Genomic DNA, 26,552 nt, shown 5'->3' on the forward strand with positions numbered 1-26,552 from the left:
TCAGCGTCCCTTTCTTGCGGCGTCGATCGCCTGTTCGAGATAGGTGGTGGAATTGTCGATATGCTCGCGCATCAGCGCGCGGCTCTGTTCAACATCGCCACTACGGATGGATTTGAAGATGGCCTGGTGTTCGGCGACGCCTTCGGCCTGCGTCTTGCTCGGCACGCGGCTCGTCAGTCGGATCACGTCGGTGATCAGCCCATAGAGATTGGCATAGACGCTGGACATGATTTCATTACCCAGCGACTGCACCAGCGCGAGGTGAAATTTCGCGTCGGCCTCGGCATAGTGGGCAAAATCCTTGGCCGCTGCGAGATCAGCCAAAGCCGTCTCGACCGCCTCGGAAACCTTGCCCTCGCCCGCCGCCAGCCGCCCAACCACCTCCAGCTCGAACATGCGGCGCACATCCATGAGCTGCACGAGATAGGCCGGGTCCTCGGCAAAGAGCGTCTTCACGCTCGTCGCCAGCGAACCAAGAAACTGGTCCACGTCATCGCGCACGACTTCGGCGCGCTCGCCATGGCGGCGACGGACGAGACCCTTGGTTTCAAGGATTTGCAGCCCTTCGCGCACCGAGCGCGTCGAGATCGAAAAGCGGCGCGCCAATTCGGCTTCCGAAGGCAGGCGTTCGCCGACCTTCAATTCGCCCGAGAGGATGTCCGCCTCGATGGCGGCTACCACTGAAGCGTGGAGTTTTTCCCGATCTGACGCGCCTGGGGTCACCATGCGGTAAACCCGCCATCGACCACGACGTTGGAGCCGGTCATGTAGGAGGAGGCGTCCGAGGCGAGGAATTGGATGACCCCGTTATATTCGCCCTTTTCCGCCTGGCGGCGCATCGGCACACGCTCGAGGAAGTTGTCGACGAATTCCTTGTCGAAGCTGCCGGTCTTGACCCCACCGAAGGAGATCAGGTTGCAGCGGACATTCTTCTCGGCCCAATAGGTCGCGACATAGCGCGTCAGGTTGACGAGACCGGACTTCGAGGCCGCATAGGACACCGCCTTGATGAAAGGCACGCCGTCGCGCTTTTCACGATAGGCATAGAGCGCCTGGTTGGGCGAGACGATGCCGTAGATCGAGCCCACATTGATGATGCTGCCGCGGCCCTTCTCGGCCATCTTGGCGCCGACCACCTGGCTGCACAGCATCACGCCGGTCAGGTTGGTATCGATGATCTCGTCCCAGAATTTCTGCGGATAGACTTCAAACGGCGCATTCTGCTCGGCGCCGCCATCGGGTTTCGAGTCGATACCAGCATTGTTGACCAGCACATCCGGCACGCCCCAATCGGCGATCACCTTGTCGGTCGCAGCTTCGATGGCCGCCTTGTCGGTAACGCTGGCTTCATAGATGCGAACGTTTTCGCCGAGCCCGGGAAACAGCTCGTCAAACTTTTCCTGGGTGATCGAACGGCGGCTATAGACCGCCACCTTGGCACCGGCCTTGGCCAGCGAAGTGGTAAATTCGCGACCAAGCTGCCCCAGACCACCGGTCAGGACCACCACTTTGCCAGCGACGCTGAAAAGGTCAGACATCTATCGCTCCAACTTATGTCATAAGTCATATGTCATAAGTTGGCTGAGGATGTTTGACAAGGGTCCGAATAGAGTGCGTGGTGGGTGGCAGGCCAACCCATCACGCTCTCGAGCTTAAAAATGCGAGGTCGGCGCTCCGAAGAAACTCGGCGGAACGCGTCTTAGCGCCGGATCCTGAACCGGCACTCATAGTCGCCTTGGAATTCCGTAGCTAAGTGGGCAGCACCCGTGGGCTCAAAACAAAGGCCGCCAAAGCCGGCCTTTGCGTCGCGGTGTCTCGGACGATCAATCCGCCGGATCATACCGGCTACCGGCCCCTCGTTCGGGCTATGCGTCAACCTGCTGGGGTGCGGCCTTGGCTCCGGTCATAAAGGCCACGGCGTCGGACATGGTATAGTCCTTAGGATCAATGACGCAGAGCCGGCGGCCAAGGCGATGCACGTGGATGCGGTCGGCCACTTCAAACACATGCGGCATGTTGTGGCTGATTAGAATTATCGGAATACCACGCGCTCTAACGTCCTGGATCAATTCCAGCACGCGCCGGGATTCCTTGACACCGAGTGCAGCAGTCGGCTCGTCAAGAATAATAACCTTCGAGCCGAATGCCGCCGCACGCGCCACCGCAACACCCTGCCGCTGCCCACCGGATAGAGTTTCGACCGCCTGGTTGATGTTCTGGATGGTCATCAAGCCCAGGTCCGACAGTTTTTCGCGTGCAATTCGCTCCATGGCAGGCCGGTCAAGCTGGCGCAACACCGAGCCCATGAAACCCGGCTTCCTCAGCTCACGCCCCATGAACATGTTGTCGGCAATCGAAAGGGCCGGCGACATGGCAAGTGTCTGGTAGACGGTTTCGACGCCCGCCTGGCGCGCAGCGATCGGGGAGGGAAAACTGACTTGGCGATCCTCGAGGAACATCTCGCCGCTATCGGGCTGGATGGCGCCCGAGAGCACCTTGATCAGTGAGGTCTTTCCCGCGCCGTTGTCACCGATGACAGCCAAGATTTCGCCGGGCATCAGGTCAAAATCGCAATTGTCGAGTGCCGTGACCTTTCCATAGCGCTTGTTGAGGCCACGCGCGTAAAGAACCGGTTGGGTCATGCCGACACCTTTCTAATCCACTGATCGACCGCGACGGCGGCGATGATGAGAACGCCGATGAGGAGATAAGTCCATTGCGCATCGGCGCCGAGGAGACGCAGCCCTAGCGAGAATACGCCGACGATCAGCGCGCCGAACAGCATGCCCATGATCGAGCCGCGCCCGCCGAAGAGCGAAATGCCGCCAATCACCACGGCCGTAATGCTTTCGATATTGGCTGTCTGCCCCGAGGTCGGCGAGACCGAGCCGATGCGGCCGATGAGCACCCAGCCCGCAAAAGCGCAGATAAGGCCCGACAGCATATAGACCGAGATCAGCACTGCCCGCGTATTCACGCCGGCAAGCTTGGCCGCTTCGGCATCATCGCCCACGGCATAAACATGCCGGCCCCAGGCCGTGTGGCGCAGCACATAGGCGAGCACCAGCACAATGGCGATGAAGGCGATAACGCCATAGGTGAAGACCGCCCCGGCCACCGAAAACGACTGCCCGAAAAACTGCAGTAGCGGAGCCTGGGTCTCGATCTCCTGGGCGCGGATCGTCTCATTGCCCGAATACAAAAAATTGCTGGCAAGGGCGATCTGCCAGACGCCCAGCGTCACAATGAAGGGCGGCAGTTTGACCCGCGCGATCAGCCAGCCATTGACGAAGCCGATAAAGGTGCCGAGCGCGAGGCCAAAAGCGATGGCGACCGCTGGCGGCATGCCGAGACGGAAGGTGAACTGGCCCATCACCACCGAGCTCAAAACCATGATGGCGCCGACCGAGAGGTCGATGCCGGCGGTGAGGATGACCAGCGACTGCGCTGCGCCCACGATGCCGACAATGGCCACCTGTTGCAGGATCAGCGTCAGCGCAAAGGACGAGAAGAACTTGCCGCCGAGCAGCGCGCCAAACACCACGATCGAGAGTACCAGCACGATCAGCGGCACGAGCGCGGGATTGCTGTGCAGCGCATGCTGCAGGCGCGAGAGCAGGGTAATCTGCTGCTCGAAGCTCGCAATCGACTCGTTGCGGCGCGCGAGGCCGGCTTCGGCCTCGGTTGGGTTGGTCATTGGGTTTCTCCTCGCCCGAATTCACTGTGGTGGTTCGGGGCGACCTCCACCGCCCCGAACCGACGACTAGATTATCAGCCCCAGCAAAGGTTGGCGCCTTCGGTCGTATCGATGGAGTCGACGCCATCGACCGGCTGGTCGGTCACCAGTTTCACGCCGGTATCGTAGAAGTCCTTGCCTTCAGTCGGCATCGGCTTGGTGCCGCTATCGGCCCAGGCCTTGATCGCTTCCACGCCAAGGGCCGCCATCTGCAAGGGATACTGCTGCGAGGTGGCGCCGATGACGCCGTCCTTCACATTGGCCACGCCCGGGCACCCGCCGTCGACGGAGACGATGGTGACATCCTTTTCGCGACCGATGGATTTCAGCGCTTCATAGGCGCCAGCAGCGGAGGGTTCGTTGATCGTATAGACGACATTGATCATCGGGTCCTTGGCGAGGAGGTTTTCCATGGCCTTGCGACCGCCCTCCTCGTTACCGGCCGTCACGTCATGGCCGACGATGCGCGGATCGCTTTCATCGCCCCACTTGTTGGGATCGCCCAGGTCGATGCCGAAGCCGGAGAGAAAGCCCTGGTCGCGCAGCACATCAACGCTGGGCTGGCTGACGGCGAGGTCGAGCATGGCGATCTTGGCATTGGCAGCCTCTGCGCCAAGCTTGCCAGCGGCCCATTTGCCGATCAGTTCGCCGGCCAGGAAATTGTCGGTGGCGAAGGTAGCGTCAGCCGCGTCGACCGGATTGAGGGGGGTATCAAGCGCGATGACCAGCAGGCCGGCATCGCGGGCCTTCTGGACTGACTGGACGATAGCCGAAGTATCGGAGGCGGCGATGAGAATGCCCTTGGCGCCATCGGCGATGCAGGTTTCGATGGCGGCAACCTGGGTTTCATGATCGCCGTCGATCTTGCCGGCAAAGGCTTTGAGCGTCACGCCCAGTTCCTGCGCCTTGGCTTCGGCGCCTTCCTTCATCTTGACGAAGAAGGGATTGGTATCGGTCTTGGTGATGAGGCAGGCGCTGACGGCATCCTGTGCCAGGGCAGCGGACGACATGACGGCAAGGCTCAATGCCGTGCCAATAAGCAGCTTCTTCACGGATTTCTCTCCCTTGAAACAGCCCCCGCCAAAGCGGCTCCTCCACAGGCGGAAGGCTGGTTCCATGCGTTTTCACCCTTCCATCGTTGCGCGGAAGAGGATCGGTCGTCAATATATAAATCTCATTTATTTATTTATTCGAGATGCGCTATCTTCCGCTTCGGAAAAGCTCCAACTATGGTGCCGCCATGACTACGGCAAACATCAGAAGCGTCAGCAGCGGGGTCAACCAGAGTGGGGTTCGGGATCACAACGAACGGCTGCTGCTGACCCTTTTGCAGCGTCATGGAGCACTGGCCGGCAGCGACCTGGCGCGCCTCGCAAACCTCTCACCGCAAACGGTTTCGATCATTCTGCGCGAGATGGAGGCTGAGGGACTTCTGGCGCGCGGTGCGCCGGTCAAGGGCAAGGTCGGGAAGCCTTCCGTGCCTATGAGTCTGGCCGAGGGCGGCGTGCTCTCGGTCGGCTGCAAGATCGGGCGGCGCAGCGCCGTGCTGCTGCTCGCCGATTTCCGCGGCACGGTGCGCCAGCAGCTGCAGATCACCTATGCCTATCCCCTCCCGGAGCGCATCTTCGCCTTCCTGCGCGAGGGCCTGACGCAGATTCTCGCCTCCTGTTCGGCGGACGAACGCACCCGCATTTGCGGCATCGGCATCGGCGTGCCGTTCGAACTTTGGAAATGGAACGAACTCGTCGGTGCCCCGGCCGAAGAATTCCTGCTCTGGAAGGATGTCGATTTCGCCACTGAGCTGGCCGAGTTCACCGACCTGCCGGTCAGCCTCGTCAACGATGCCACAGCAGGATGTCAGGCCGAGCACATCTATGGGCGCGGCAAGGAGTTTCGCGACTACGCCTATTTCTTCGTCGGCGCCTTCATCGGCGGCGGCATTGTCCTCAACAACTCGGTCTATCCCGGCCATCGCGGCAATGCCGGAGCCCTGGGCTCGCTCCGCAGTTTTGGTCCGCAGGGCGAAAGCCAGCAATTGATCGACGTTGCCTCGATCCACCTCCTCGAAACCCGCCTCATCGAAAATGGCCACGACCCGGCAGAACTCTGGACGTTGCCGCAGGATTGGAGCCGTTTCCCCCGCTTCGTCGAGCCCTGGATCGGCCGCACCGCCCAGGAACTCGCTCGCGCCAGCCTTTCGGTCTGCGCCGTCATCGATTTTGAAGCCATCCTGATCGATGGCGCCTTCCCAACTGCGGTCAAACACGAGCTCGTCGAAAGAACCCGCCGCTACCTCGTCAATCAGGACATGCGCGGCCTCATAGCCCCGCGCGTGGAAGCCGCGACCGTCGGCTTCAACGCCCGCGCCATCGGCGCCGCCGCCAGCCCCCTCTTCGACCGCTACTTCATGAACGGCAACCTGCGCCTGACGGCGTAAAGCCCATCAGGTGTAACGAATGCGAGGGTCGAGCCAGGCAAGTAGGAGATCGGAAAGGAGGGTACCGATCACCGTGAGGACGCTGAGCATCATGATGAAGCTGCCCGCCAGATACATATCCTGGCTGATCAGCGCCTGAAGCAGCAAGGGACCGGTCATGGGCAGGTTGAGCACTACCGCCGTGATGGTCGCGCCCGAGACGAGCGTGGGCAGAACCCAGCCAACCGTGGAAATGAACGGGTTGAGCGCAATGCGGACCGGATATTTGAGCAGCATGCGCCTTTCCGACAGGCCATAGGCCCGCGCCGTCGTCACATAGGGCTTGCCCAGTTCATCGAGAAGATTGGCTCGCAGGATGCGGATGAGAGATGCCGTGCCGCTGGTCCCGAGCACGATGGTGGGGATGATCAGGTGCTGTCCCATGTCGAGCAGCTTGCCCCAGCTCCAGGGCGCATTCTCGTATTCGGCCGAGAACAGACCGCCGATACCGGTGCCGAAATAGCGGAAGGCGATATACATGAGGACGAGGGCAAAAAGGAAATTGGGGATGGCAAGGCCAAGCACGCCGACGAACGTGGCGAGATAGTCGCCAATCGTGTTCTTGCGCACGGCCGTGTAGATGCCGATGGGCAGAGAGATAGCCCAGATGAAAAGCAGGGTGATGAGCGCGAGGACGAAGGTAAGGCCAAGCCGGTTCCAGAGAAGATCTGCGACCGGGCGGCGCCATTCGAGCGAATAGCCGAAGTCCCCGGCAAAGATGATATTGGAGATCCATTTCCAATATTGAACCCAGAACGGATCATCGAGCCCGTAGCGTGACCGGATGGCAGCCATCTCCGCCGGATCGACCGTCGTGCCCTGCAGGTTCAACTGGGCGACCATGGCGGTCACATAGTCGCCGGGCGGCAGTTGAATGATGACGAAGGTCATCAGCGAAATCGCAGCGACGGTGACGATCATGTAGAGCAAGCGGCGCAGGATGAAGGCGGTCATCGAACTCTCCGAAACGGGAGTCGCCCGGCCCTTGGGCCGGGCGACGGAACAAGGTCTATTCGGCTTCGTAGTAGAACTGCTCGGGATTGGCGGCGCCCGGATGGGCGTATTCGGAGCTGGCAAGCAGCACGGATGGGAAATTGCCCATACGCTTGTTCACGATGCCGTAGTCCGAGGTCGGCTGCATCACGCCGATGGTATAGAACTCGTCCTTGGAAATGCGCAGCACTTCCTGCATCAGCCGCAGGCGCTCGCTGGCATCCACTTCGGCAAAAACCTGCTGGTAAAGATCCATCTGTTGCTTGGCGGCTTCGGACGGCTCTTCTGGGTTGGTGTCATTGGTGAACCACTGTCCCCAGGTCGTGGCGTAGAAGGCGGCCCAGGACGAGGGAAAGTAGTATTTCGGATCAAAGATAGAGTCCGCGCCGCCCGATGCAGACCAGACCGCCGCATCGTGGTCATTGGACTCGACCCGCTGATTAAGGGCCGTCGTGTCGGAGGTATTGACGAGCAGATCAACCCCGATCTGGCGCCAATAGCCCTTGATCAGTTCAGCACTATCGATCCAGGGCTGGCGAATGACCGATATGTCGATGGTGAATTGCAGCGGCCGGCCATCGGACATGAGACGGATGCCATTGCCGTCCTTCTCGGTGAGCCCCAGGCCATCGAGCATTTCATTGGCTTTGGCGATATCGAAATCGGTGAACTGGGTCGCCATTTCCTCGTCAAAGAGTGGGGATTCGGGACGTTCAACCGTCTGGTAGGGCAGGCCCTGGCCCAGCCAGACAAGCTCGATGACCTCTTCGCGGTTAATGGCCGTCGACAGTGCCTGGCGGAAGACCTTATTGCCGAACAAATCGCGCAACACGGGATCCTTGTGGGTCATGTTGAGCGAAACGATCATGAGGTTGGCGCGGTTGGGCAGCACCTCGTAGAACTCATAACCGCCCGCTTCCTGATTGTCGAAAAAGGTGCCGCGATTTTCCGGCGTGGCGACAAACCCGACATAGGAGTCGAGCATGTCGAAGTCGCCATTGGCGGCCTTGAGCGTGGTGACCTGCGCGTCGGTAATGATGTCTACTGTGACCCGATCGAAATAGGGCAGTTGGTTCCCTTCGGTGTCGACCTTGAAATAATAGGGATTGCGCTCGGCGATGACCTGCGAGCCGCTGCCTTGCCCGATGCCCTGGGTTATGATCCAGGGGTGGAGCCGCGGCATTTCGGGATTGCGCCACATATCCGCCTTGGCGTGGAAATTCTGCACCCAGTCGGTGCCGCCGGCGCTTGCGTTGAAATCCGGATGGAACTGCTCGAGATAGTGCTTGGGATAGGCGAAGGGCTGGTTCTGCTCGGCGTCATTGGCAGGCGTCGCCATATATTGCAGCAGGAGCCCATTGGGTCCGCCAAAGACGAACTTGACGGTGGTGTCGTCGATCTTCTCGACCACCAGCGGTTTGTCATTGCGGACGGTCCAGGTGGGTTTGGAAGGGAAAAGCGCGGTGTTGGAATAGACGTTCTTGTACCAGAACATCACGTCATCGGCAGTGAAGGGTTCGCCATCGCTCCACTTGTGTCCCTCGCGCAGATGAAAGGTATATTCCGAGCCGTCCTCGTTGATCTCGACGTCTTCGGCGACGTTCATGATGACATCAGGGACGATGTCGGCCTGCTCGATATCGGGCTGCCAGGTCACGGAGCGGACGAAGTTCTCGTAGCCGATGGTGCGCGCCAGGGTACCGATATCGCTTGGTGAACTCATCACCATGCGCCAGGTGCCGCCATATTGACCGACGGATTCAAAGGGCTCCACCACCATTGGATTGGCGGGCAGGCGCTCCTCGACCGGTGGCAGCGCCCCGGACGCGACCTGATCGGACAGGACCGGGGCTTCGTGATAATCCTGCGCGAGCGCAGCGGCCGACGACAGCAGCAGGGCAACCAGAGTCAACTTGGGCACTGTCAGTGCCAGCTTCGACAGATCAGGCATGAGTTTCTCCTCCTCCATGTTCAGGTCTATGGCGGTGTATCCGCCTTGGTCTGGAGCCGGCGGGGCACGCCGGCTCCCGAAATCAGTGGGCGCGGACCTGGATGGCCTCGAAGGCCTCGACCGGGGGCAGCGCGTACCAGAGATAGCCTTCGCTATCGGCGGGGCCCTCAGGCTGCACCGTCTCGCCCGATACAAGGGCCAGGGCCGCACCCGTGACCCCGCGAACACCGAGGCGCAGGCCATGCAGAGCCGGCGCGTCCTCGTAGAGATTGTTGCGTTGGCCGCTGTAATTGATGAGGTGGACCAGCACCTTGCCCTCGGCGGGCTGGCTCTGCACCGTCACTTCGAGCGAACCGCGTCCCTCCACCTTTACCCTCGCCGGCGCGATGTGGCGGACGACAAGATCGGTGAGGAAGGTCCGGGTATGGGGCAGGCTGTCGCGATAGTAGAGCGCATCGGCATGCCAGGGCACATAGATCGCCCTGCCCTTGCCATGGGCGCCGATAATCGCGCCGGGCATGTCGCTTTCATAGTCGGGGAAGCAGAGTTCGGGCGGGCCGAACCGTTGCGGCGGCAGGAGTTTCAGAACCGTTTCGGCCCCTTGTGCGGCCTCTGCGACGTAATAGGTGTGATCAAGCATCAGGAGCTTGACGTCGTCGCTGATCGGCAATTCGCCCGGCGTGACGCGGAAATAGGCCCCCTTCATGTTGGGGCGTGCCATCGGCCTGTCGGTAATGGGCAGGCTCTTGAGCGCAGGCGTCTCACGCCGCGCACCCTTTTCGTCATAGAGCCCGGTTTCGCCCGTAGCGAGCAGCACGCCGCCGGCCTTGACCCAGGCGTCGATAGCTCTGGCTTCGGCATCGGACATGCAGGTGACATTGGGCAGGACCAGCGCATCGTAGCGCGAGAGCACATCGGCGCCCTTGTCGCCTGTGATGACTTCATCGACGACGAGATCGAAAGGCAGGCGTGCTTCGACCAGGGCCCGATAGGCGCCGCGGAAGGCGGCCTCGGCGAGATGGCCGCTGGCCGGGCGCTTGGAATAGCCCCCTGCCCCATGTCCGGGTACGACAGCGTGGGAATGATAGAGCGCAATTTTCGAGGCCGGCTTGAGGCCGACATAGTGGCGTTCGTTGGCCTTGTGCCAATGAAAGAGCCTTGAAGTGTCCGGGAAGGCGGTCTTGTCGTCCTGCTCCATCACGCCGAGCAGATAATAGTCGAGCGTGGCCCCGCTACCCAGTTGCTGGGCGGCGCGGGCCAGCTGATAGGGCCCGGTCTCGGAGACGAAGCGCCAGGCAAAGTCGATGAAATTGGCCGATGTCGAGGACACCGTCTTGCCCTGACCATAGGCCTGTCCCCAACGCGCCTGTTCCCCGGCCTGATAAGGCCATTCCGGTTGCGGCCGGTCGACGGCGCGCTGGGTTTCCATGCGGATGAGATCGCTGTCACCGCGATGGCCGGTCATGGCGACCTGCGGGGCGACCTGCTTGATGTGCTTGTAGACCTTGGCGCGCAATGCGAGCGAAGTGCGGTCCTTGAACTCCAGATAATCGGCATAGGATGGATCGGAGAAATCCTCCTTGAGCGGGAGGGCCTTGCCATACATATCGTGGAAGAGACGTCGGCAATTGTCGCACACGCAGGTGCCGAAATAGTGCCCCGAATAGGTGAAGTTGGTGTAGCCGAACATGTTGAAGAACACGCCGTCCACGTCATATTTGCCGAGAGATTCCGAGATGATCTCCAGCGAATAGTCCTGATACCAGCCCCCGTTCACGCAGGCCTGGTAAGTGCCGTTATATTCGAGCGCCTCGCCCCTGGCATTGTGTACAAACCAATCAGGGTGGGCCTCGTAACCCAAGCGGGTGGCCTTGGACATGTCATAGCGTCCGACAAGCGCAATGCCTTCGGAATGGGCAGCCTCGATGGCATCCCCCAGCGCATCGCCCTTCATATGCGGGTTGATGGCATGAAGATCGAGCGTCGTGGGGTAGAAGGCGTAGATACCACCGATATTGTAGAGCAGCACGTCGGCGCCGAAAGCCTTGACCTCGCGGGCGAGCGCCTTCTGATCATAGAGCGCGTCGGTCTGGCGCAGGTTGGTCTGCACCATGCGATAGGGGCGCTTCCACCAGTTCTTGGTATCGGCAGCGACACCCGCGCCGGCCTCTTGTTCATGCAGCATCGACAGTAACTCCCTTGAGCATCAATTCTTCGGCGTGGTGGCAGGCAACAAGGCTGCTACCGACCGGGCGCAATTGCGGATCTTCGGCCTGGCAGCGGTCGGTGGCGTAGGGACAGCGCGGATGGAAAGCGCAACCGGTAGGCCGGTTGGCGGGATCGGCGACCTCGCCCTTGAGGCGGGTCGGGCGCTTGGCACGGGCGCTACGCGGATCGGGCCTTGGCACGGCCGCAAGAAGCGCAGCCGTATAGGGATGGCGTGGTGCGGCGAACAGCTGCTCGGTATCGCTGAGCTCAACGACACGGCCGGCATACATGACCGCCACGCGATCCGAGATATATTCAACAACGCTCAGGTCGTGGCTGATAAAGACATAGGTCAGCGCGAACTCTTCCTGCAGGTCCTGCATCAGGTTGAGTGTTTGGGCCTGGATCGACACATCGAGCGCCGAAACGCATTCATCGGCAACGACCAGCCGCGGATGTACCGCGAGGGCCCGGGCTATGCCGATGCGCTGCCGCTCGCCGCCCGAAAAGGCATAGGGGAAGCGGTTCATATATTCGGGGCGCAGGCCCACCTTGCGTAAGAGCGCGGCGACCTGGCTCTCGAGTTCGCGCTCGTCGCGGACGCCGAAATTGCGCATCGACTCGCCGATGATGTCGATGACCCGACGCCGCGCATTGAGCGAAGCAAAGGGATCCTGGAAGATCATGCGGATATCGGAGCGATAGGGCCGGAGCTCGGTTTCGCCGAGATGGGCAATATCTGTGCCGTTCTGATCCTTGCCGAAATAGTCTATCGACCCATTGGTGGGTTCGAGCACACGCACGAGCGCCTGTCCGAGCGTGGTCTTGCCACAGCCGCTTTCGCCCACGATGGAAAGGGTTTCACCGGCGCGGATATCAAGGCTGATGCCATCGACGGCGCGGACATGGCCGACCGTGCGCTTGAGAATGCCGCGCTTGATGGGGAAATGGACCTTGAGGTCCTTCACCCGCATGAGCAGTTCCGGCGGGGGCGCGGCGTTGAGGGTGGGCTGAACGTTCATGCCGATACTCCCGCGGCGTCGCCGACAATGGCCGGATCACGCATGTGGCAGGCCGCGAAATGCCCGGGCGCCAATTCGAGGTTGCGTGGATCGACCTGATCGCAGAGCCCCGCGCGCGCTTCGGCGCAGCGTGTATTGAACGGGCAGCCCTTGGGCCGGTTGAGCGGATGGGGCACCATGCCCTCGATGGCCCGCAGGCGCTGCCCCCTCGCCCGGCGGGCACCGAGCTTGGGAATGGAGGAGAGCAGCGCCAGCGTGTAGGGATGCTGAGGATTGTAGAAAATTTCCTCGACCGGACCGCGTTCGACGACGCGGCCGAGATAGACCACGGCCACTTCATCGGCGATCTCGGCGACCACACCGAGATCGTGGGTGATGAACACCACCCCCATACCCAGTTCGCGCTGCAGATCCGCGATGAGATCGAGGATATTGGCCTGAGTGGTCACATCGAGCGCCGTGGTCGGCTCGTCGGCAATGAGTAAGGCCGGTTCGCAAGCGAGCGCCATGGCGATCATGACGCGCTGGCGCATGCCACCGCTCAATTCAAAGGGATAGTTGTTAAGGCGCTGGCGCGGGTTGGGGATGCCCACCTTGTCGAGCGCGTTGACGGCACGATCGATTGCGGCGGCCTTGCCGATGCGATGGTGGAGCAGGATCTTTTCCACCAGCTGGTCACCGACGCTGTGGATCGGGGAGAGCGAGTTCATCGGCTCCTGGAAGATCATGGCGATGTCGCGACCGCGCACGGCACGGATGGGCTTGCCCGTTGGATCCAGCTTGGCGATGTCGACGGTGGGTTGGCCGGACCGCGTAAAAAGGATCTCGCCACCGGTGACCCGGCCGGGCGAGGCCACGATCTGCAGCAGCGAGCGGGCCAGCATCGACTTGCCCGAGCCGCTTTCGCCCACGATGCAAAGCGTCTTGCCTGAATGAGCGTCGAGATCGACACCGTCCACTGCCCGGATCGTGCCTTCACGCAGGGCGAATTGAACCTGGAGATCGCGAATGGAAAGGAGGGGTTTGTCGCTCATGTGTAGGGATCCGCAGCGTCGCGCAGGCCATCGCCGAGAAAATTGAGGGCGAGGACGGTGATGATGACGAGAACGCCTGGTGTCAGGAGCCACGGCGCTTCGGCGAGGGAGCGGATGTTCTGCGCTTCCTGCAGCAGCACGCCCCAGCTGACGGCGGGCGGGCGGAGACCGATGCCAAGGAAGGACAGCGAGGTTTCGGCGATGATCATGGCGGGGATGGCCAGGGTCACCGAGGCAATGATGTGGGAGACAAAGCCGGGCACCAGATGGCGCCCGATGATGGTCATCTGGCTGGTGCCATCGAGCCGGGCGGCTATCACGAAGGGCTCGTTGCGCCAGGACATGAAGCGGCCACGCACTTCGCGCGCCAGGGACGTCCAGCCGATCAGCGAGATGATCATCGTAATGATCAGATAGACCATGATCGGCGACCAGGTGACCGGGATGGCCGCAGCCAGACCCATCCACAGTGGAATGGTAGGCACCGACATGATGAATTCGATGACGCGCTGGATGAAATTGTCGACCCAGCCGCCGAAGTAGCCCGAAATGCCCCCAAGGATGACGCCGAGCACGAGGCTGATGGCGACCCCGATAAGACCAATCGAGGTCGAGATGCGCGTGCCATAGACGACGCGGCTGAGCACGTCTCGACCTAGACGGTCTGCACCGAGGAGATAGAAGGGCTGGGAGGGATCGACTGGCCCGATGAGATGAATATTGGCCGGGATCAGGTTGAAGAGCTTGTAGTCCTGGCCCTGCACAAAAAAGCTGACGGGAATGATGACGGATTCATCGGGCGCAAAGACGCGGCGCAGTGTGTTGGGGTCGCGCTGGGACGAAAAGCCCGTGACATGGAGGCCGAATTGCGTCTGGCCGGCATCATCCGTGTACCACAGCTTCAGGGGCTGGGGCGCCAGCATGGTATAGGCGGAGTCGTAATGTTCCGGACTGCGCGGCGCGACGAACTCGCAGAAAATGCCGACGAGATAGATTAGCCCGATCACGACCAGACTGGCGAGCGCGAGTTTGTGCTCGGTGAATTTTGTCCAGATCAGTTGGCGCTGGGTGGCCATGCCGACGGACGACGGTTCGTTCTGGGCGATGGTCTCGCTCTCTTGTGTCGCAATCGTCATGGCGGCCCACGACGGCACAAAGCGCGCGCCACGGCGGGCAAAGCACAGGGCTTCACTTGCACGTCCTCCTCTCGCTGCAGGTGCTTTTTGCACCATTTGTTTTGTAACAATTTAGCCAAACAATGAGCACGCAACATGCAAAGCGTCAAGCACATATGTGCCGATATTTTGGTTCACCAATCCCCTGATATGGGAGAACTTATCGGAATACCTTCCATTTTCCGGCATTTTTGCCCAATTTTCCGCCCACACAAAGCTTTGAAGTTTGGTAGTTCGTTTGGAAAGCGATTTCGCGCTCGTTGACAAACGAAACAAAAACAACATAACAAATGAAAAACAACCAAACACGCGATCAGAGGGAGCGTGCCAAGGCACGGATCATGTCTCGCGTCACCATACAAAGCATCGCCGATCATCTCGGCATTTCGAAATTTGCGGTTTCGCGGGCACTGACGGGCAAGCCGGGCGTCAGCGAAGCGACGCGTCTGCAGGTCCACAATGCTGCAACAGAACTGGGCTATCAGAATCGCCGCCGCACGCCGGTGATCGGCACCACGATAGAGGTGATCTTCAGGGATCGGACGGTCGCAAGCCGCGAACTCTGGATCGACGTACAGAACGGAGTCGACAGCGAAGCCGTGCTCAACGGCTACAACATGGCGGTGCGCTGGACCGATGATGCATCGATCCTGAAGCGCCTTGAGACCAACACGGCCGGTTTCGTACTCATCGGCCCGCAAAGCCCAGCTATGTTCGATGCCATATGCAACAGCCCGCTGCCGGCCGTGGTGGTAAATCATGTGGTGCCGCCGCTGCTCGACATCGACCAGATCAGCGCTACGGACATCGAGGCGGGCGTTTATGTGGCGCGTTACCTCGCCAATCTGGGGCATAGGCGAGTCGTCTATGCCCACGGCCGGATGGGCTATCCCGGCCGCTATGCGCGCCTGCGCGGCTTTGCCGAAGCAATCAATGCCATCGAGGGTATGGAACTGCGCGAAATCGCCTTTGCGGATGACCAGGCCGCGAGCGATCTGCGCGATGCGTTGCTGGCCATGGTAAACGCCGATTTCGAACCGACGGCATTCTTCTGCGGCAGCGACGGCGTCGCCGTTACCGTCGTCTCAGAACTCATGCGGATGGGCTTGCGCGTGCCGGAGGATGTCTCGGTCATCGGCCATGCTGACTATGGCATTGCCACCCAAATCTCTCCGCAACTGACCACGGTAAAAATGCCTCATCGACAGATGGGGGTGGCGGCGGTGCGAATCCTGCTCGGCCGGGCCGGAGGTAGTTCGGAACTCGAAGGCCTGCCCGCGCAACGGGTCAGCCTTGTGCCTCAGTTGGTCGAGCGCCAGTCGTCGGGGCCAGCCTCGACCCGGTCCTGGCGCAGCCGACTACGCGGCGCACCGGAAATCTCGACGGTGGAGGGCCAATGAATGGCACAGCGATTGGTGGTCGTATCGAGCGATGTGGACGAAGCCCGCCTTGGCGAAGTAGCCGCGGCCATGCCCAACGCTAGGGTGAAGCGCGCGGGTTCGCTGGCAGAATTGGCCGCGTTGGCGTCTGAGGCCGAAGTGATCGGCGGCCAGGTTCCCGCCGATCTTCTGGCGAAGGCCGTCAAGCTGAGATGGGTACATAGCTGGGCAGCCGGACCTGATGCGCAACTCTATCCTGAATTTGTCGATCACCGCGCGCAGTTGACATCGTCGGCGGGCAATGGGGCCATTCCGCTGGCTGAACACGCCATGATGTTGATGATGATGCTCAATCGCGATGCGGGGCGCTGGTTCGAGGCACAACGTGAACGGCGTTGGGCTCGCCACACCCATGGCGAACTCAACGGCCAGACCCTTGGCATTATCGGCGCCGGTCATTCGGGCACCGACCTGGCGCTCAAGGCGAAGGCTTTCCATATGCGCGTCATTGGCTTGCGTCGCCGCAACCTGCCGGCAGAAAATTATGACGAATTCTATCCCCAAGACTGCCTGCACGACTTTCTCGGCCAATGCGACCACGTGGTGATTACCGCGCCTTTGACCGATGACACGCGCGGCCTGATAGACGCCGAGGCCATTGCAGCCATGAAGCCATCGGCCTTCATCATCTGCTTTTCGCGAGGCGGCATTATCGACGATAATGCTCTCATCGTCGCCTTGCGCGAGCGGCGCATTGCCGGGGCGGGTCTTGATGCCCATGGCGTCGAGCCATTGCCGCCTGATTCAGAATTCTGGACCCTGCCCAATACTATCGTCACGCCGCATAACGGCGCCACGACGCCGGGCACGAGGGAACGCGGCTTCCAGATTTTTCTCGAAAACCTTCGGCGCTACAGCGCCAACCAGCACATGATCAACCTCGTCGACAAACAGGCGGGATATTGAACCCAAGGGAGATCTGAACATGATCGGATTCATCGGCCTGGGCGTCATGGGACGCCCCATGGCCCAGCATCTTATTGCCACCGGCCAGAAGGTCTTTCTGCATCGTATCAAGCCCGAGAGCCAGTTCCTGGTCGACCAGGGCGGCATTGCGGTGGACAGCGCCCGCGACGTCGCTGCGAAGGCCGAGATTATCATTCTCATGCTGCCCGATACGCCTGACGTCGAACATGTGCTGTTCGGCAGCAATGGCGTGGCCGAGGGGCTGACGGAGGGCAAGCTCGTCATCGACATGAGTTCGATCTCCCCGGTTGCCACCAAAACCTTTGCGCAGCAGTTGCGCGCTAAGGGTGTGGGTTATCTCGATGCGCCTGTATCGGGCGGCGAAGTGGGGGCGCGCAACGCGGCGCTCACCATCATGTGCGGCGGCAGCGATGAAGACTTCGCCCGCGCCCTGCCGCTGCTCGAAAAGATGGGCAAGGCCATCACCCATGTGGGGGCCAATGGCGACGGACAAACTGCCAAGGTCGCCAACCAGATCATCGTCGGCCTCACTATCGGTGCTGTGGCCGAAGCCTTAACCTTTGCCCAAAAGGCCGGCGCCGATATCGGCAAGGTGCGCGAGGCGCTGATGGGCGGCTTTGCCTCTTCGCGCATTCTCGAAGTGCACGGTCAGCGCATGATCGACAAGACCTTCGATCCCGGGTTCCGCATTCGCCTCCATCGCAAGGACCTGTCGCTCGCCGCCGACGCGGCCAAAGCCATGGATCTGGCCCTTCCCGCAACCGCGCTCACCCAGCAGTTGATGAACGCCGCAGTCGGCCTGGGACTTGGGGATAAGGACCACTCGGCGCTGATCGAAGTGTTTGGCGCACTATCCGCCGCCAAGGACTAGGCGTACATCTCACCCTCGGGGAAACTCCGAGGGCCTAATGGCGCGCGTAACCGTTCAATCCATAGCCGACCAGTTGGGATTGTCGAAATTCGCAGTGTCGCGCGCTCTGAGTGGGCACTCCGGCGTCAGCGCCACGACGCGCGCTGCCGTGGTCGAACTGGCCGAGCGCCTTGGCTACAGTCCCCGCAGCCGGCCTCAAGCGACAAAAACCAGCATCGAGATTATCTATCACGACCCCGATGTGATGTATCGCAACCTCTGGACCGAGGTGCAGGCCGGCGCCCAGATCGAAGCGACGCAGCGCGAAGTGAGCGCTGCGGTGCGCCTGACCGACGATCCCGCCGTGATTGCCGAGTTGGGCAAGACCGCAGATGGCTTCATGCTGCTCGGCCCGCATGACGATATTATTCTCGAGGCTGCCCGCAACACCGGCAGGCCCTGTATTCGTGTCGGCGATCCTCTGCCCCCTCTCGACGTAATGGACTATGTATCCGGCGTCGACGAGGAGGGCGCGAGCGCTGTGGCGCAGTATCTCCTCGCCGAGGGGCATCGAAGCTTCGTCTATGTCCATGGCAAGCTTGGTTTTCCCCGTCGCATGGCTCGCTATCGCAGTTTCCTCGAGGTCATCGAGGGACACGAGGGCGTCGGGGTGCGGGAACTGGTGCTGAGCGACGACAGCGCACCCGGTGAATTCAGCGACGCCTTGGTAGCACTACAGAAAGACGGCGTTCGCCCGACCGGCTTTTTCTGCGGCTCGGACTATGTCGCGGTCACCGTCCTGACCGAATTGTTGCGCATGGGCATTCACGTACCGGAACAGGCCTCGGTGGTTGGCTATGCCGACTATGTCGTGGCGCAGCACACCTCCCCGGCCCTGACCACCGTGCGCGTACCCTTCCGCCAAATGGGCGCCGTCGCCATGCGCCAGTTGCTCAGCCGCATCGGCGGCGTCGGCATAAGCAACGACTTGCCGCCACAGCGGATCGGGCTCGTTCCCAAACTCATCCTGCGTGGCTCGAGCGGACGCGCGCCCTAAGGGCGGGTTCGCCAATAGAGCAAGTCGTCACAGAGAGACTAACCGCGGGCACAAATCCGGCGCCCCACCTGCGCGCCAATACCAATGCGGCGGAAACCACCTCGAGAGCTCGTAAAGGAGGTCCACACATCGGGTCATCTGTCGCCGACCCGAGTGCCGTTAGCGGTAACGGTCATGATGCCGAACCCAATCCATTCCTTCGCCCTCATTGCGGCCTTTCGGAGCGATATCGAGCATTGCGTAGGTGCCCATCATAACTTCCACACCACGCCCGTAGGTTGAGTAGGTTCGGAAAACGCGCCCTTCCTCATCCTTGTAGAAGGCACTGACACCTGGCCACTCCTCGCCGGTCGCGCCCCACTCACCGAAATTATAGTCGATGTGTCCGCTTGCGATTTCCTCTGGCGAGAAGCTGACACGAAAATCGAAGTTGAACGCGTTGTCATGAGAGGACACCCACTGGAAGTTCCAGCCCATACGGGCACGATAAGCCTCGATCTCGGCCAGGGTTGCCCTCGACACAGCGACCATTGTCACGTCGTGATTGGCAAGATGCTTGTTCATGCCATCTGTGTGGTCGGCCATGAATGAGCAACTCTTGCATCCCTGCCGCCAGCCGGAAGGGAACATAAAATGCTGCACGAGCAGTTGGGATCGACCATCGAAGAGATCGGCCAGCGTCTTGGGCCCTTCGACAGAGGCAAAGACGTATTCCTTCTTCACCTCGACCCATGGCAACGCCATCCGCTTGTGGCGGACCGCGTCTTTAAGCTTCGTGAGTTCCTTTTCGGAGGCGAGCAGCTCTCGCCGGCTTTCCAGCCATTCCTCCTGTGAAACGACTTCATGCTGGAGCATCATCTTTGGCTATCCTGTGGTTCGTTTTCATGCTCCAAACCATGCCCGATCAGCGTCAACCACGTAGGCAGATGGACCAGGCTCATCAGCAGGTACATCAGCCCCATATCGTGGAACGCGAATGTCGCGGAGCTCGACATACAGGCGACGCCGCCGCTGGGTGTCAGCAGCGACAGGCACGCGAGCACACAGAAGAGTGGTGACGCCGCGAGGCGTATCCACTTCGCCAGGGCGAGCTCCAATGTCGGCTTGCGCTGGCCTATCATGTGATTGGTGTTGTCGTGCATCTTGCTGGTCTTGGCTTGGATGCTCGAAGATAGTGACAGGACAGATAAGTCAGTGAGTTACAAATCTGGCATGATTGCCCGGCCCCTGCTCAACGACACCGCGAGACCCTAGACGGCACGAATGGATTCCACCCTGAATTCAGCAGCACTGGCGCTTTCCAGCGGCGACATTCTGGGTGCGCTCAATCGTATAGCTCTGCGCGACGACCCGGACGCGCTCGCCATGCGTGGCATCGCCATGGCGCAATTGGGGGAGTTGCCACGAGCTCGTGAACTGCTTCGCTCGGCAGCCAAGAAATTTGGACCGGAAAGCGTTGCAAGAGCACGCTGCGTTCTGGCGGACGCGGAGATCGCCCTGGTATCGCGAGACCTCATGTGGCCGGTGGCAAGCCTGGAAGCTGCGGGTCGAATCCTTCTGCAGCGAGGCGATATCCTGAATGCCGCTCATGCCTCTATTGTCGTCGCGCGCCGGCATCTGCTTCTCGGACACCTTGAACTTGCCGCGGCATGCCTCGCCGACCTCGACACGCTTTCGCTCTCCCCCGCCCTGTCAGCCAGCAAGGACTTGGTCTTGGCCGGCATCGAGATCAGGCGTCTGCATGCGAGCACAGCGCGATCAGCATTGGCTCGAGCCGAATACGCTGCGCACCGGTCAGGCATCGCTGCCCTGATGGGCGAAGTAGCAGAAGCGCAACGTTCACTCGATGAGCCTGCAGCCCTGCTCCATCATGCCGGCAGCACTCAGCCAATCGCACTTGATGGGATTGAACGGCTGCTGACGTCGAATGTGCTCGTGTTCGACGCATCGCGAAATGTACTCCGATCTGGGGAGACAATCGTCTCGCTGGCTTCTCGCCCGATCCTGATGTCTCTGGCAGTTGGGCTTGCGGAGGCTTGGCCACGTGCCGCGACACGGGAAGTCCTGCTCTCCCAGGTGTTCGGAGCCCGACATGCCGACGAGTCCCATCGAACTCGGCTGCGCGTGGAAGTCACCCGGTTGCGTAAGCTTCTTGCGCCCTTGGCGACCATATCTGCGACCAAGAAAGGCTTCCGTCTGGTGCCCATGGCAGGTGACGTTGCCGTGCTGACACACCCCATGAGAGGGCAGGACGCATTGATAATGGCGTTGCTGGCAGATGGTGAACTGTGGTCGAGCTCGGCACTTGCCATGGTTCTTGGCTTGAGCACCCGTTCCGTGCAGCGGTCACTTCAGGGGCTACAAGAAGCGGGCAAGATCCAGTCGATTGGTCGAGCGCGCAGCTTGCGTTGGACGGCTCTTGCCGTCCCAGGCTTTCCCATGAGCTTACTGTTGCCGGGCGTGGCCTGATTTTCAGTCTTTGCTCACAATCCTGATCAGGCCGCTATTGCCGCCACCGCAGAAAAACCGCCCTGCCCCATCGGACTCGACGCCAGACACGGCCACTCCCGGCATTTCTAATGTCGCTAGTTCATCGCCGCCATCAGGATCGATCCGGGCGAGACCGCCACTGCCATCTTCCGAATAGCCGTGCCACAACTCTCCATCGACCCAGGTCACCCCGGTCACGAAGCGGCTGGTGGAAATAGCGCGGATAACCTCTCCAGTGCCCGGATCGATCTGAACGATTTGGCGATCGCGATATTGCCCGACCCAAAGGTAACCATCTGACCAGGCTAGGCCGGAATCCCTCCCGCGTCCGGGCGCAGGAATTGTGGAAACGACGTTGCCGGTCGCAGGGTCGATCTTTTGGATCAGATCATCGGCAATCTGGAAAAGGTGACAACCATCAAATGCAGTGCCCGCGTGAGCCGCGACGGGCAGTGCTCGCACTTCCGTTCCGTCTTCAGGGTCGAATGCCCGAACATGCGTGCCGGTAGCAGCCCATACGAGCCGACCGTCGTAACTGACACCGTGAACGGGTCCATCGGCATTCGCAGTGAATTGGCCGATTACCTGGGCGTGCTGTTTCATCACTTGTCTCCGGCTATGGATATGCTTCGTGCTGGGCAGTCCCCGGCGAAGGTAACAGATGCAGCGGCCCATACTGGAGTTACATACCTGTCGGTTGAGCCCTTATTTCGGTTGGCCGATCCGCTGGCGACGCCCAGAGGAGCAGCCATCGACGGTAAGCTCAGGCGTGATAGGTCCTGTTGAACGGCCGCCTTTCCGCGCTCCCAGCGATCGGGCACGCCCACTTGGTTCGAGTCTTGCTTTGCAAAGCACCTCACCATGAGGGCTGCTGGGAGGGCTTCAGACCCCGTCCAAAATCCGCTTGTGATCGAGATCGAGGCATGTGACGAGGGCGTTGCGTGCCTCTTCTCCTTTGCCGGTTTCGATGGCGAGAACGACTTTTTCCAGCCCCGCCACTGTGGCTTCGCAATAGGCCATGACCGTGTCGCTGCGCCGCGTCAGAGCGACGGCGAGCAACAGCTCTACGACGCCCACGACGGCGCGCAAAAGGGTGTTCTGCGAGCTTTCGGCGATAAGGCTGTGGACTTCCAAGCAAGCTAGGCCGAACTGTTCGAGGCTGTCGCCTGAGGTCGCGGCCTGATGCAGCCAGTATTTCATCAGGCGGACATGTTCAGCCGTCCGATGACGCGCGGCACCTTCCACGGCGGGCAGTTCCAACGCGGCGCGGACTTCGAAGAGGTTTTCGTAAAAGCGCCGGTCCGGCGGGGCGTGAAAGTGCCAGGCGAGGACCTGAGAGTCGAAAAAGTTCCAGCGGCTTTTGTGGGAGACGCGGGTGCCCACCTTGGGGCGGGCTTCGACGAGACCCTTGGCTTCGAGCGTCTTCACCGCCTCGCGCAGCACTGTGCGGGAGACGCCATAGGTTTCCATCATGACGGCATCGCTGGCCAAAACGGAGCCGACCGGGAACTCACCGCTGACGATGGCCCGGCCGATTTCGTTGATCACGAAAGTATGGAAATTGCGCGCAGCGTGCCGGCCCGAAAGCGACCGGATAAGGCTGCCAGCTTCGATCATGACGTCTTCGCCTTAGGCCTTCTGGGCTTTTTCTCCGGGTGCGGACGCAACGAATATCAGGCGCTGCAGCACGATGAACAGGAACAATAGAATGCCGATGACGATTTTCGTCCACCAGCTCGATAGCGTGCCATCGAAGATGATGTAGGTCTGCACGAGACCCAGCAGCATCACGCCGATGAAGGTGCCGAGGACGAAGCCATAGCCCCCTGTGAGGATTGTGCCGCCGATGACCACGGCACTGATGGCGTCAAGCTCGACGCCGACCGCGGCCAGCGGATAGCCGGCCGAGGTATAGAGGGAAAAGACGATTCCCGAAATGGCGGCGAGGACGGAAGAGAGCGTGTAGATGGCAACGGTCGTGCGCGCCACCGGCACGCCCATCAGCGAGGCCGAAACCGGATTGCCGCCGAGGGCATAGACATAGGAGCCGAATTTCGTGCGGTGCGCGATGAGCGCGCCGACGATGAAGATGGCGACCATGGTGAGCCCGATGAAACTCAGACGGCCGCCACCGGGGAGGCGAATGGTTAGGTCGGAAATCCAGGCATAGAATTCGTGATAGATGGGCACGGAATCGCGCGTGATGACCGAGGCGCCGCCGCGGGCGAGGAACATGCCGGCGAGTGTGACAATGAAGGCGGGCACCTGGAGATAGTGTATCGCGAGGCCCATGGTGGCGCCGAAAGTGCCGGCCACGATGATGGCGATGGCGAAGGCGAAGAGCGGGTGCATGCCAGCCCAGGTGATCAGCACCGCCACGAGCACGCCGGTAAAGCCGATGACCGCGCCGACCGAGAGATCAATACCGCCCGAGAGAATGACAAAGGTCATGCCGACGGCGGCAATGCCGAGGAAGGCGTTGTCGGTTAGGAAATTGCCCAGCACCCGGGTCGAGAACATGGACGGAAACTGCATGACTGCCAGGGCATAGGCGATGGCAAAGATCAGCGCTGTAGCGAGAAGGGGGCGAAGGGAGCGGTTCATTTCGCAGCGACCTTGGCGGCTGGCTTCAGACGGGGCGGAGCGAGGCGGCTCGCCAAGGGCGACTGGATGACAAGGACGATGAAGATCAGTCCGGCTTTGACGATCAGGTTGAATTCGGGCGGGAAGCCCGAGACCAGAATGCCGGTATTCATCGCCTGGATGATGAGGGCGCCGACGACGGCCAGCGGCACGGAGAAGCGGCCGCCGAGGAGCGAGGTGCCGCCGATGACCACGGCAAGGATCGCGTCGAGTTCGAGCCAGAGGCCGGCATTGTTGGCATCGGCGCCGCGGATGTCGCCCGCCACGATGATGCCGGCAATGGCGGCGCAGAGGCCGGAGAGGCTGTAGACGAGCAGCAGCAGCATGCGACTACGGATGCCGGCAAGGCTTGCCGCGGCGCGATTGACGCCGACGGCTTCGATGAAGAGGCCGATGGCGGTGCGGCGGACGACGAGGGTGACGATGATGGTCAGCACCAGGGCGATGACGGCGGCCATGGGGAAGCCGAGGAAGGAGCCGGTGCCGATATAGATCAGCAGGGGATCGTTGAAGGTGACAATAAACCCTTCGGTGATCAGCTGGGCGATGCCGCGACCGGCGACCATGAGGACGAGGGTGGCGATGATCGGCTGGATATCGAGCACGGCAACGAGGATGCCGTTCCAGAGGCCGCAGAGGAGGCCGACGACGAGGGCGGCGACAACGGCGATGGGCGCGGGATAGCCGGCGACGACCATGGTGGCGGCGACGGCGCCGGCCACGGCCATGACGGCGCCGACGGAGAGATCGACGCCCTTGGTGGCGATGACGCCGACCATGCCGACAGCGAGAATGGCGACCGGGGCGCCGCGATTGAGCACGTCAATCAGCGAGCCAAAGAAGCGGCCATCCTGCCAGGTGACGCGGAAGAAATTGGGGAACAGAAGCCAGTTGATCAGCAGTACGCCGACAAGGGCGAGGAGCTGTGGATTGGCGAGTTTGAGGAGCGAACGACGGATCATGCAGAAACTCCGTCTTTATGATTGGCGATGGCCTGCACGATGACCCCGGGATTGATGTTTTCGCCATTGAGCTCGGCGACCAGCTCGCGATCACGCATGACGACGATGCGCGAGGAATAGGCGACGACCTCGTCGAGCTCGGAGGAGATGACGACCAGCGCCAGACCTTCATCGCGCAGGCGATTGATGGTGCGGACGATTTCGGCATGGGCGCCGACATCGATGCCGCGCGTCGGTTCGTCGAGAATGAGGAAGGCAGGATCGGTGGCGAGCCAGCGCGAGAGGATGACCTTTTGCTGATTGCCGCCCGAAAGCAGTTTTACCGGCATATCAAGCGAGGCGGCGCGGATATCCATGGCTTCGCCGAAACGGCCGGCGATTTCGAGCTGTTCGTCGCGATTGAGGGCGCTGAACCAGCCCAGCTTTCCTTGCAGCGCAATGACGATGTTTTCGCGCACCGAGAGATCGCCAAAGATGCCTTCGGCTTTTCGATCCTCGGGGCAAAAGCCGAAGCCGTGGGCGATGGCGTCGGTAGGGCGGGCGATGGAAGTTTGGATGCCGGCAACGGCGACGGTGCCTTCGTCGGCCGCGTCGGCGCCGAACATGATGCGGGCCATTTCGGTGCGGCCGGAACCAAGGAGACCGGCGACGCCGACGACTTCGCCTTTGTGAATGGTGAGATTGAACGGCTGGACGCTGCGCTTGCGGCCGTAATTCTTGAAATCAAGCAGCACTTCGCCGAGGGGGCGGTTCTCTTCGAGTTTTGTGGCGCCGGAAAACGCAATATCCTTGCCGAGCATGAGGCGAACGACGTCGGTGCGCGTCAGGTTGTCGAGGGCTTTTGTGTCGATCAGCTTGCCATTGCGCAGGATGGTCACGCGGTCGGCAATGGCAAAGACCTGGTCGAGGAAATGGGTGATGAAGACGACGGCGAGGCCGGATTTTTTCAGGTCGGCGATGATCTCGAAGAGGCGCTCCACCTCATTGCGGTCGAGGGATGCGGTTGGCTCGTCAAGGATTAAAACCTTGCCGGAGAGTTCGACGGCGCGGGCGATGGCGACGATCTGCTGCACGGCGACGGAATGGGCGCCGAGTTCGCTCGAGGGATCGATGTCGAGACCGTAACGAGCGAGGACTGTCCTTGAGTCTCGCTCCATCTTTCGGCGATCCACAAAGCCGAAGCGGGTGGGCTGGTGGCCGAGATAGAGGTTTTCGGCAACGGACCGGTTGGGCAGGAGATTGACCTCCTGATAGACCGTGCCGATGCCATAGGTCTGCGCATGCTGGGGATTATTGAGGCTGACCGGGAAACCATCGACAAGTACTTCGCCCAAAGTGGGCTGATAGGCGCCGGTGAGAATTTTGATCAGTGTCGATTTTCCGGCGCCGTTTTCGCCGAGGAGCGCATGGACCTCGCCCGGTTTCAGGCCGAAGTCGACCTTATCGAGCGCTACGTGATTACCAAAGATCTTGACGATCCCGCGCGCTTCAAGCGCGTAGCCGGTCTCCGCCATTGCCTCTCCCCCGCCGCCCTTTGGAGCGGTCTAGTCCATTCAGTGTCGCCCGTTCCGCTCACTGTGTCATCCCCC

The 26,552-nt window shown here is 61.1% G+C and carries 24 protein-coding genes; 6 read left to right on the forward strand and 18 right to left on the reverse strand.

Features of this window, described 5'->3' with window-relative positions; genetic code table 11:
• From J7557_RS20450 to J7557_RS20470, 5 genes are all read right to left on the reverse strand, one after another.
• Positions 1–726 carry a FadR/GntR family transcriptional regulator gene (locus J7557_RS20450; RefSeq protein WP_291422127.1) on the reverse strand — a complete coding sequence of 242 codons (726 nt, stop codon included), beginning with the start codon at positions 724–726 and terminating at the stop codon, positions 1–3.
• Positions 720–1,538 (reverse strand): SDR family oxidoreductase, encoded by an 819-nt coding sequence (locus J7557_RS20455; RefSeq protein ID WP_291422129.1) that lies wholly within the window; start codon positions 1,536–1,538, stop codon positions 720–722. Before J7557_RS20455 ends, J7557_RS20450 begins: the two co-directional genes overlap by 7 nt.
• Before the next feature lie 327 nt (positions 1,539–1,865).
• On the reverse strand, positions 1,866–2,642 hold the full coding sequence (locus J7557_RS20460; RefSeq protein WP_291422131.1) for an ATP-binding cassette domain-containing protein: 777 nt from the start codon (positions 2,640–2,642) through the stop codon (positions 1,866–1,868).
• Entirely contained in the window at positions 2,639–3,697 is a 1,059-nt protein-coding gene (locus tag J7557_RS20465) for an ABC transporter permease (protein ID WP_291422132.1), read from the reverse strand. The genes J7557_RS20460 and J7557_RS20465 overlap by 4 nt, the downstream gene beginning before the upstream one ends.
• Positions 3,698–3,771: 74 nt before the next feature.
• Entirely contained in the window at positions 3,772–4,746 is a 975-nt protein-coding gene (locus J7557_RS20470) for a sugar ABC transporter substrate-binding protein (RefSeq protein ID WP_291422496.1), read from the reverse strand.
• Between the two features lie 230 nt (positions 4,747–4,976).
• Between J7557_RS20470 and J7557_RS20475 the strand changes: the two genes are divergently transcribed.
• A complete protein-coding gene (locus J7557_RS20475) occupies positions 4,977–6,173 on the forward strand; it encodes an ROK family transcriptional regulator (RefSeq protein ID WP_291422134.1) in 1,197 nt (398 codons plus the stop codon).
• 6 nt (positions 6,174–6,179) lie between these two features.
• On the opposite strand, the gene J7557_RS20480 is transcribed toward J7557_RS20475, so the two are convergent.
• From J7557_RS20480 to J7557_RS20505, 6 genes are all read right to left on the reverse strand, one after another.
• Positions 6,180–7,166 carry an ABC transporter permease gene (locus J7557_RS20480; protein ID WP_291422136.1) on the reverse strand — a complete coding sequence of 329 codons (987 nt, stop codon included), beginning with the start codon at positions 7,164–7,166 and terminating at the stop codon, positions 6,180–6,182.
• Between the two features lie 55 nt (positions 7,167–7,221).
• Complete coding sequence (locus J7557_RS20485) at positions 7,222–9,156, reverse strand: ABC transporter substrate-binding protein (protein WP_291422138.1); 1,935 nt, start codon at positions 9,154–9,156, stop codon at positions 7,222–7,224.
• Between the two features lie 82 nt (positions 9,157–9,238).
• Positions 9,239–11,341 (reverse strand): alpha-amylase family protein, encoded by a 2,103-nt coding sequence (locus tag J7557_RS20490; protein ID WP_291422141.1) that lies wholly within the window; start codon positions 11,339–11,341, stop codon positions 9,239–9,241.
• The gene (locus J7557_RS20495; RefSeq protein ID WP_291422143.1) at positions 11,331–12,386 is read right to left on the reverse strand and encodes an ABC transporter ATP-binding protein; all 1,056 of its coding nucleotides are present in this window, start codon (positions 12,384–12,386) and stop codon (positions 11,331–11,333) included. The genes J7557_RS20490 and J7557_RS20495 overlap by 11 nt, the downstream gene beginning before the upstream one ends.
• The gene (locus tag J7557_RS20500; protein ID WP_291422145.1) at positions 12,383–13,420 is read right to left on the reverse strand and encodes an ABC transporter ATP-binding protein; all 1,038 of its coding nucleotides are present in this window, start codon (positions 13,418–13,420) and stop codon (positions 12,383–12,385) included. Before J7557_RS20500 ends, J7557_RS20495 begins: the two co-directional genes overlap by 4 nt.
• Entirely contained in the window at positions 13,417–14,496 is a 1,080-nt protein-coding gene (locus J7557_RS20505; protein WP_291422498.1) for an ABC transporter permease, read from the reverse strand. The genes J7557_RS20500 and J7557_RS20505 overlap by 4 nt, the downstream gene beginning before the upstream one ends.
• A 440-nt stretch (positions 14,497–14,936) precedes the next feature.
• On the opposite strand from J7557_RS20505, the gene J7557_RS20510 reads away from it, so the two are divergent.
• The 4 genes from J7557_RS20510 to J7557_RS20525 are packed head-to-tail and all read left to right on the forward strand — an operon-like array spanning position 14,937 to position 18,868.
• The gene (locus tag J7557_RS20510; RefSeq protein ID WP_291422147.1) at positions 14,937–15,995 is read left to right on the forward strand and encodes a LacI family DNA-binding transcriptional regulator; all 1,059 of its coding nucleotides are present in this window, start codon (positions 14,937–14,939) and stop codon (positions 15,993–15,995) included.
• Positions 15,996–16,940, forward strand: a complete 945-nt coding sequence (locus J7557_RS20515) for a D-2-hydroxyacid dehydrogenase (RefSeq protein ID WP_291422149.1) — start codon at positions 15,996–15,998, stop codon at positions 16,938–16,940. It begins immediately after the preceding gene.
• Between the two features lie 13 nt (positions 16,941–16,953).
• On the forward strand, positions 16,954–17,832 hold the full coding sequence (locus J7557_RS20520) for a 2-hydroxy-3-oxopropionate reductase (RefSeq protein WP_291422500.1): 879 nt from the start codon (positions 16,954–16,956) through the stop codon (positions 17,830–17,832).
• A gap of 37 nt (positions 17,833–17,869) precedes the next feature.
• Entirely contained in the window at positions 17,870–18,868 is a 999-nt protein-coding gene (locus tag J7557_RS20525; protein ID WP_291422151.1) for a LacI family DNA-binding transcriptional regulator, read from the forward strand.
• A gap of 159 nt (positions 18,869–19,027) precedes the next feature.
• Here J7557_RS20525 and J7557_RS20530 read toward each other — a convergent pair whose 3' ends face one another.
• Entirely contained in the window at positions 19,028–19,726 is a 699-nt protein-coding gene (locus J7557_RS20530) for a thioredoxin family protein (RefSeq protein ID WP_291422152.1), read from the reverse strand.
• Complete coding sequence (locus J7557_RS20535; protein ID WP_291422154.1) at positions 19,723–20,010, reverse strand: hypothetical protein; 288 nt, start codon at positions 20,008–20,010, stop codon at positions 19,723–19,725. The genes J7557_RS20530 and J7557_RS20535 overlap by 4 nt, the downstream gene beginning before the upstream one ends.
• 121 nt (positions 20,011–20,131) lie before the next feature.
• Here J7557_RS20535 and J7557_RS20540 point away from each other — a divergent pair, with 121 nt between their 5' ends.
• Positions 20,132–21,337: a helix-turn-helix domain-containing protein gene (locus J7557_RS20540; RefSeq protein ID WP_291422156.1), complete on the forward strand. Its 1,206-nt coding sequence runs from the start codon at positions 20,132–20,134 to the stop codon at positions 21,335–21,337.
• Between the two features lie 3 nt (positions 21,338–21,340).
• Here J7557_RS20540 and J7557_RS20545 read toward each other — a convergent pair whose 3' ends face one another.
• The 5 genes from J7557_RS20545 to J7557_RS20565 all read right to left on the reverse strand — a co-directional run bounded on the left by J7557_RS20545 (position 21,341) and on the right by J7557_RS20565 (position 26,477).
• Complete coding sequence (locus J7557_RS20545) at positions 21,341–21,964, reverse strand: PQQ-binding-like beta-propeller repeat protein (protein ID WP_291422158.1); 624 nt, start codon at positions 21,962–21,964, stop codon at positions 21,341–21,343.
• A 276-nt stretch (positions 21,965–22,240) separates the two neighbouring features.
• On the reverse strand, positions 22,241–22,975 hold the full coding sequence (locus J7557_RS20550) for a FadR/GntR family transcriptional regulator (RefSeq protein WP_291422160.1): 735 nt from the start codon (positions 22,973–22,975) through the stop codon (positions 22,241–22,243).
• 12 nt (positions 22,976–22,987) lie between these two features.
• Complete coding sequence (gene yjfF / locus J7557_RS20555; protein ID WP_291422162.1) at positions 22,988–23,962, reverse strand: galactofuranose ABC transporter, permease protein YjfF; 975 nt, start codon at positions 23,960–23,962, stop codon at positions 22,988–22,990.
• The gene (locus J7557_RS20560) at positions 23,959–24,963 is read right to left on the reverse strand and encodes an ABC transporter permease (protein WP_291422164.1); all 1,005 of its coding nucleotides are present in this window, start codon (positions 24,961–24,963) and stop codon (positions 23,959–23,961) included. The genes yjfF and J7557_RS20560 overlap by 4 nt, the downstream gene beginning before the upstream one ends.
• Positions 24,960–26,477, reverse strand: coding sequence for a sugar ABC transporter ATP-binding protein (locus tag J7557_RS20565; RefSeq protein WP_291422166.1), 1,518 nt, complete (start codon positions 26,475–26,477; stop codon positions 24,960–24,962). The genes J7557_RS20560 and J7557_RS20565 overlap by 4 nt, the downstream gene beginning before the upstream one ends.
• Positions 26,478–26,552: the final 75 nt, after the last annotated feature.

Source organism: Devosia sp. (assembly GCF_017744655.1).
Taxonomy (GTDB): domain Bacteria; phylum Pseudomonadota; class Alphaproteobacteria; order Rhizobiales; family Devosiaceae; genus Devosia.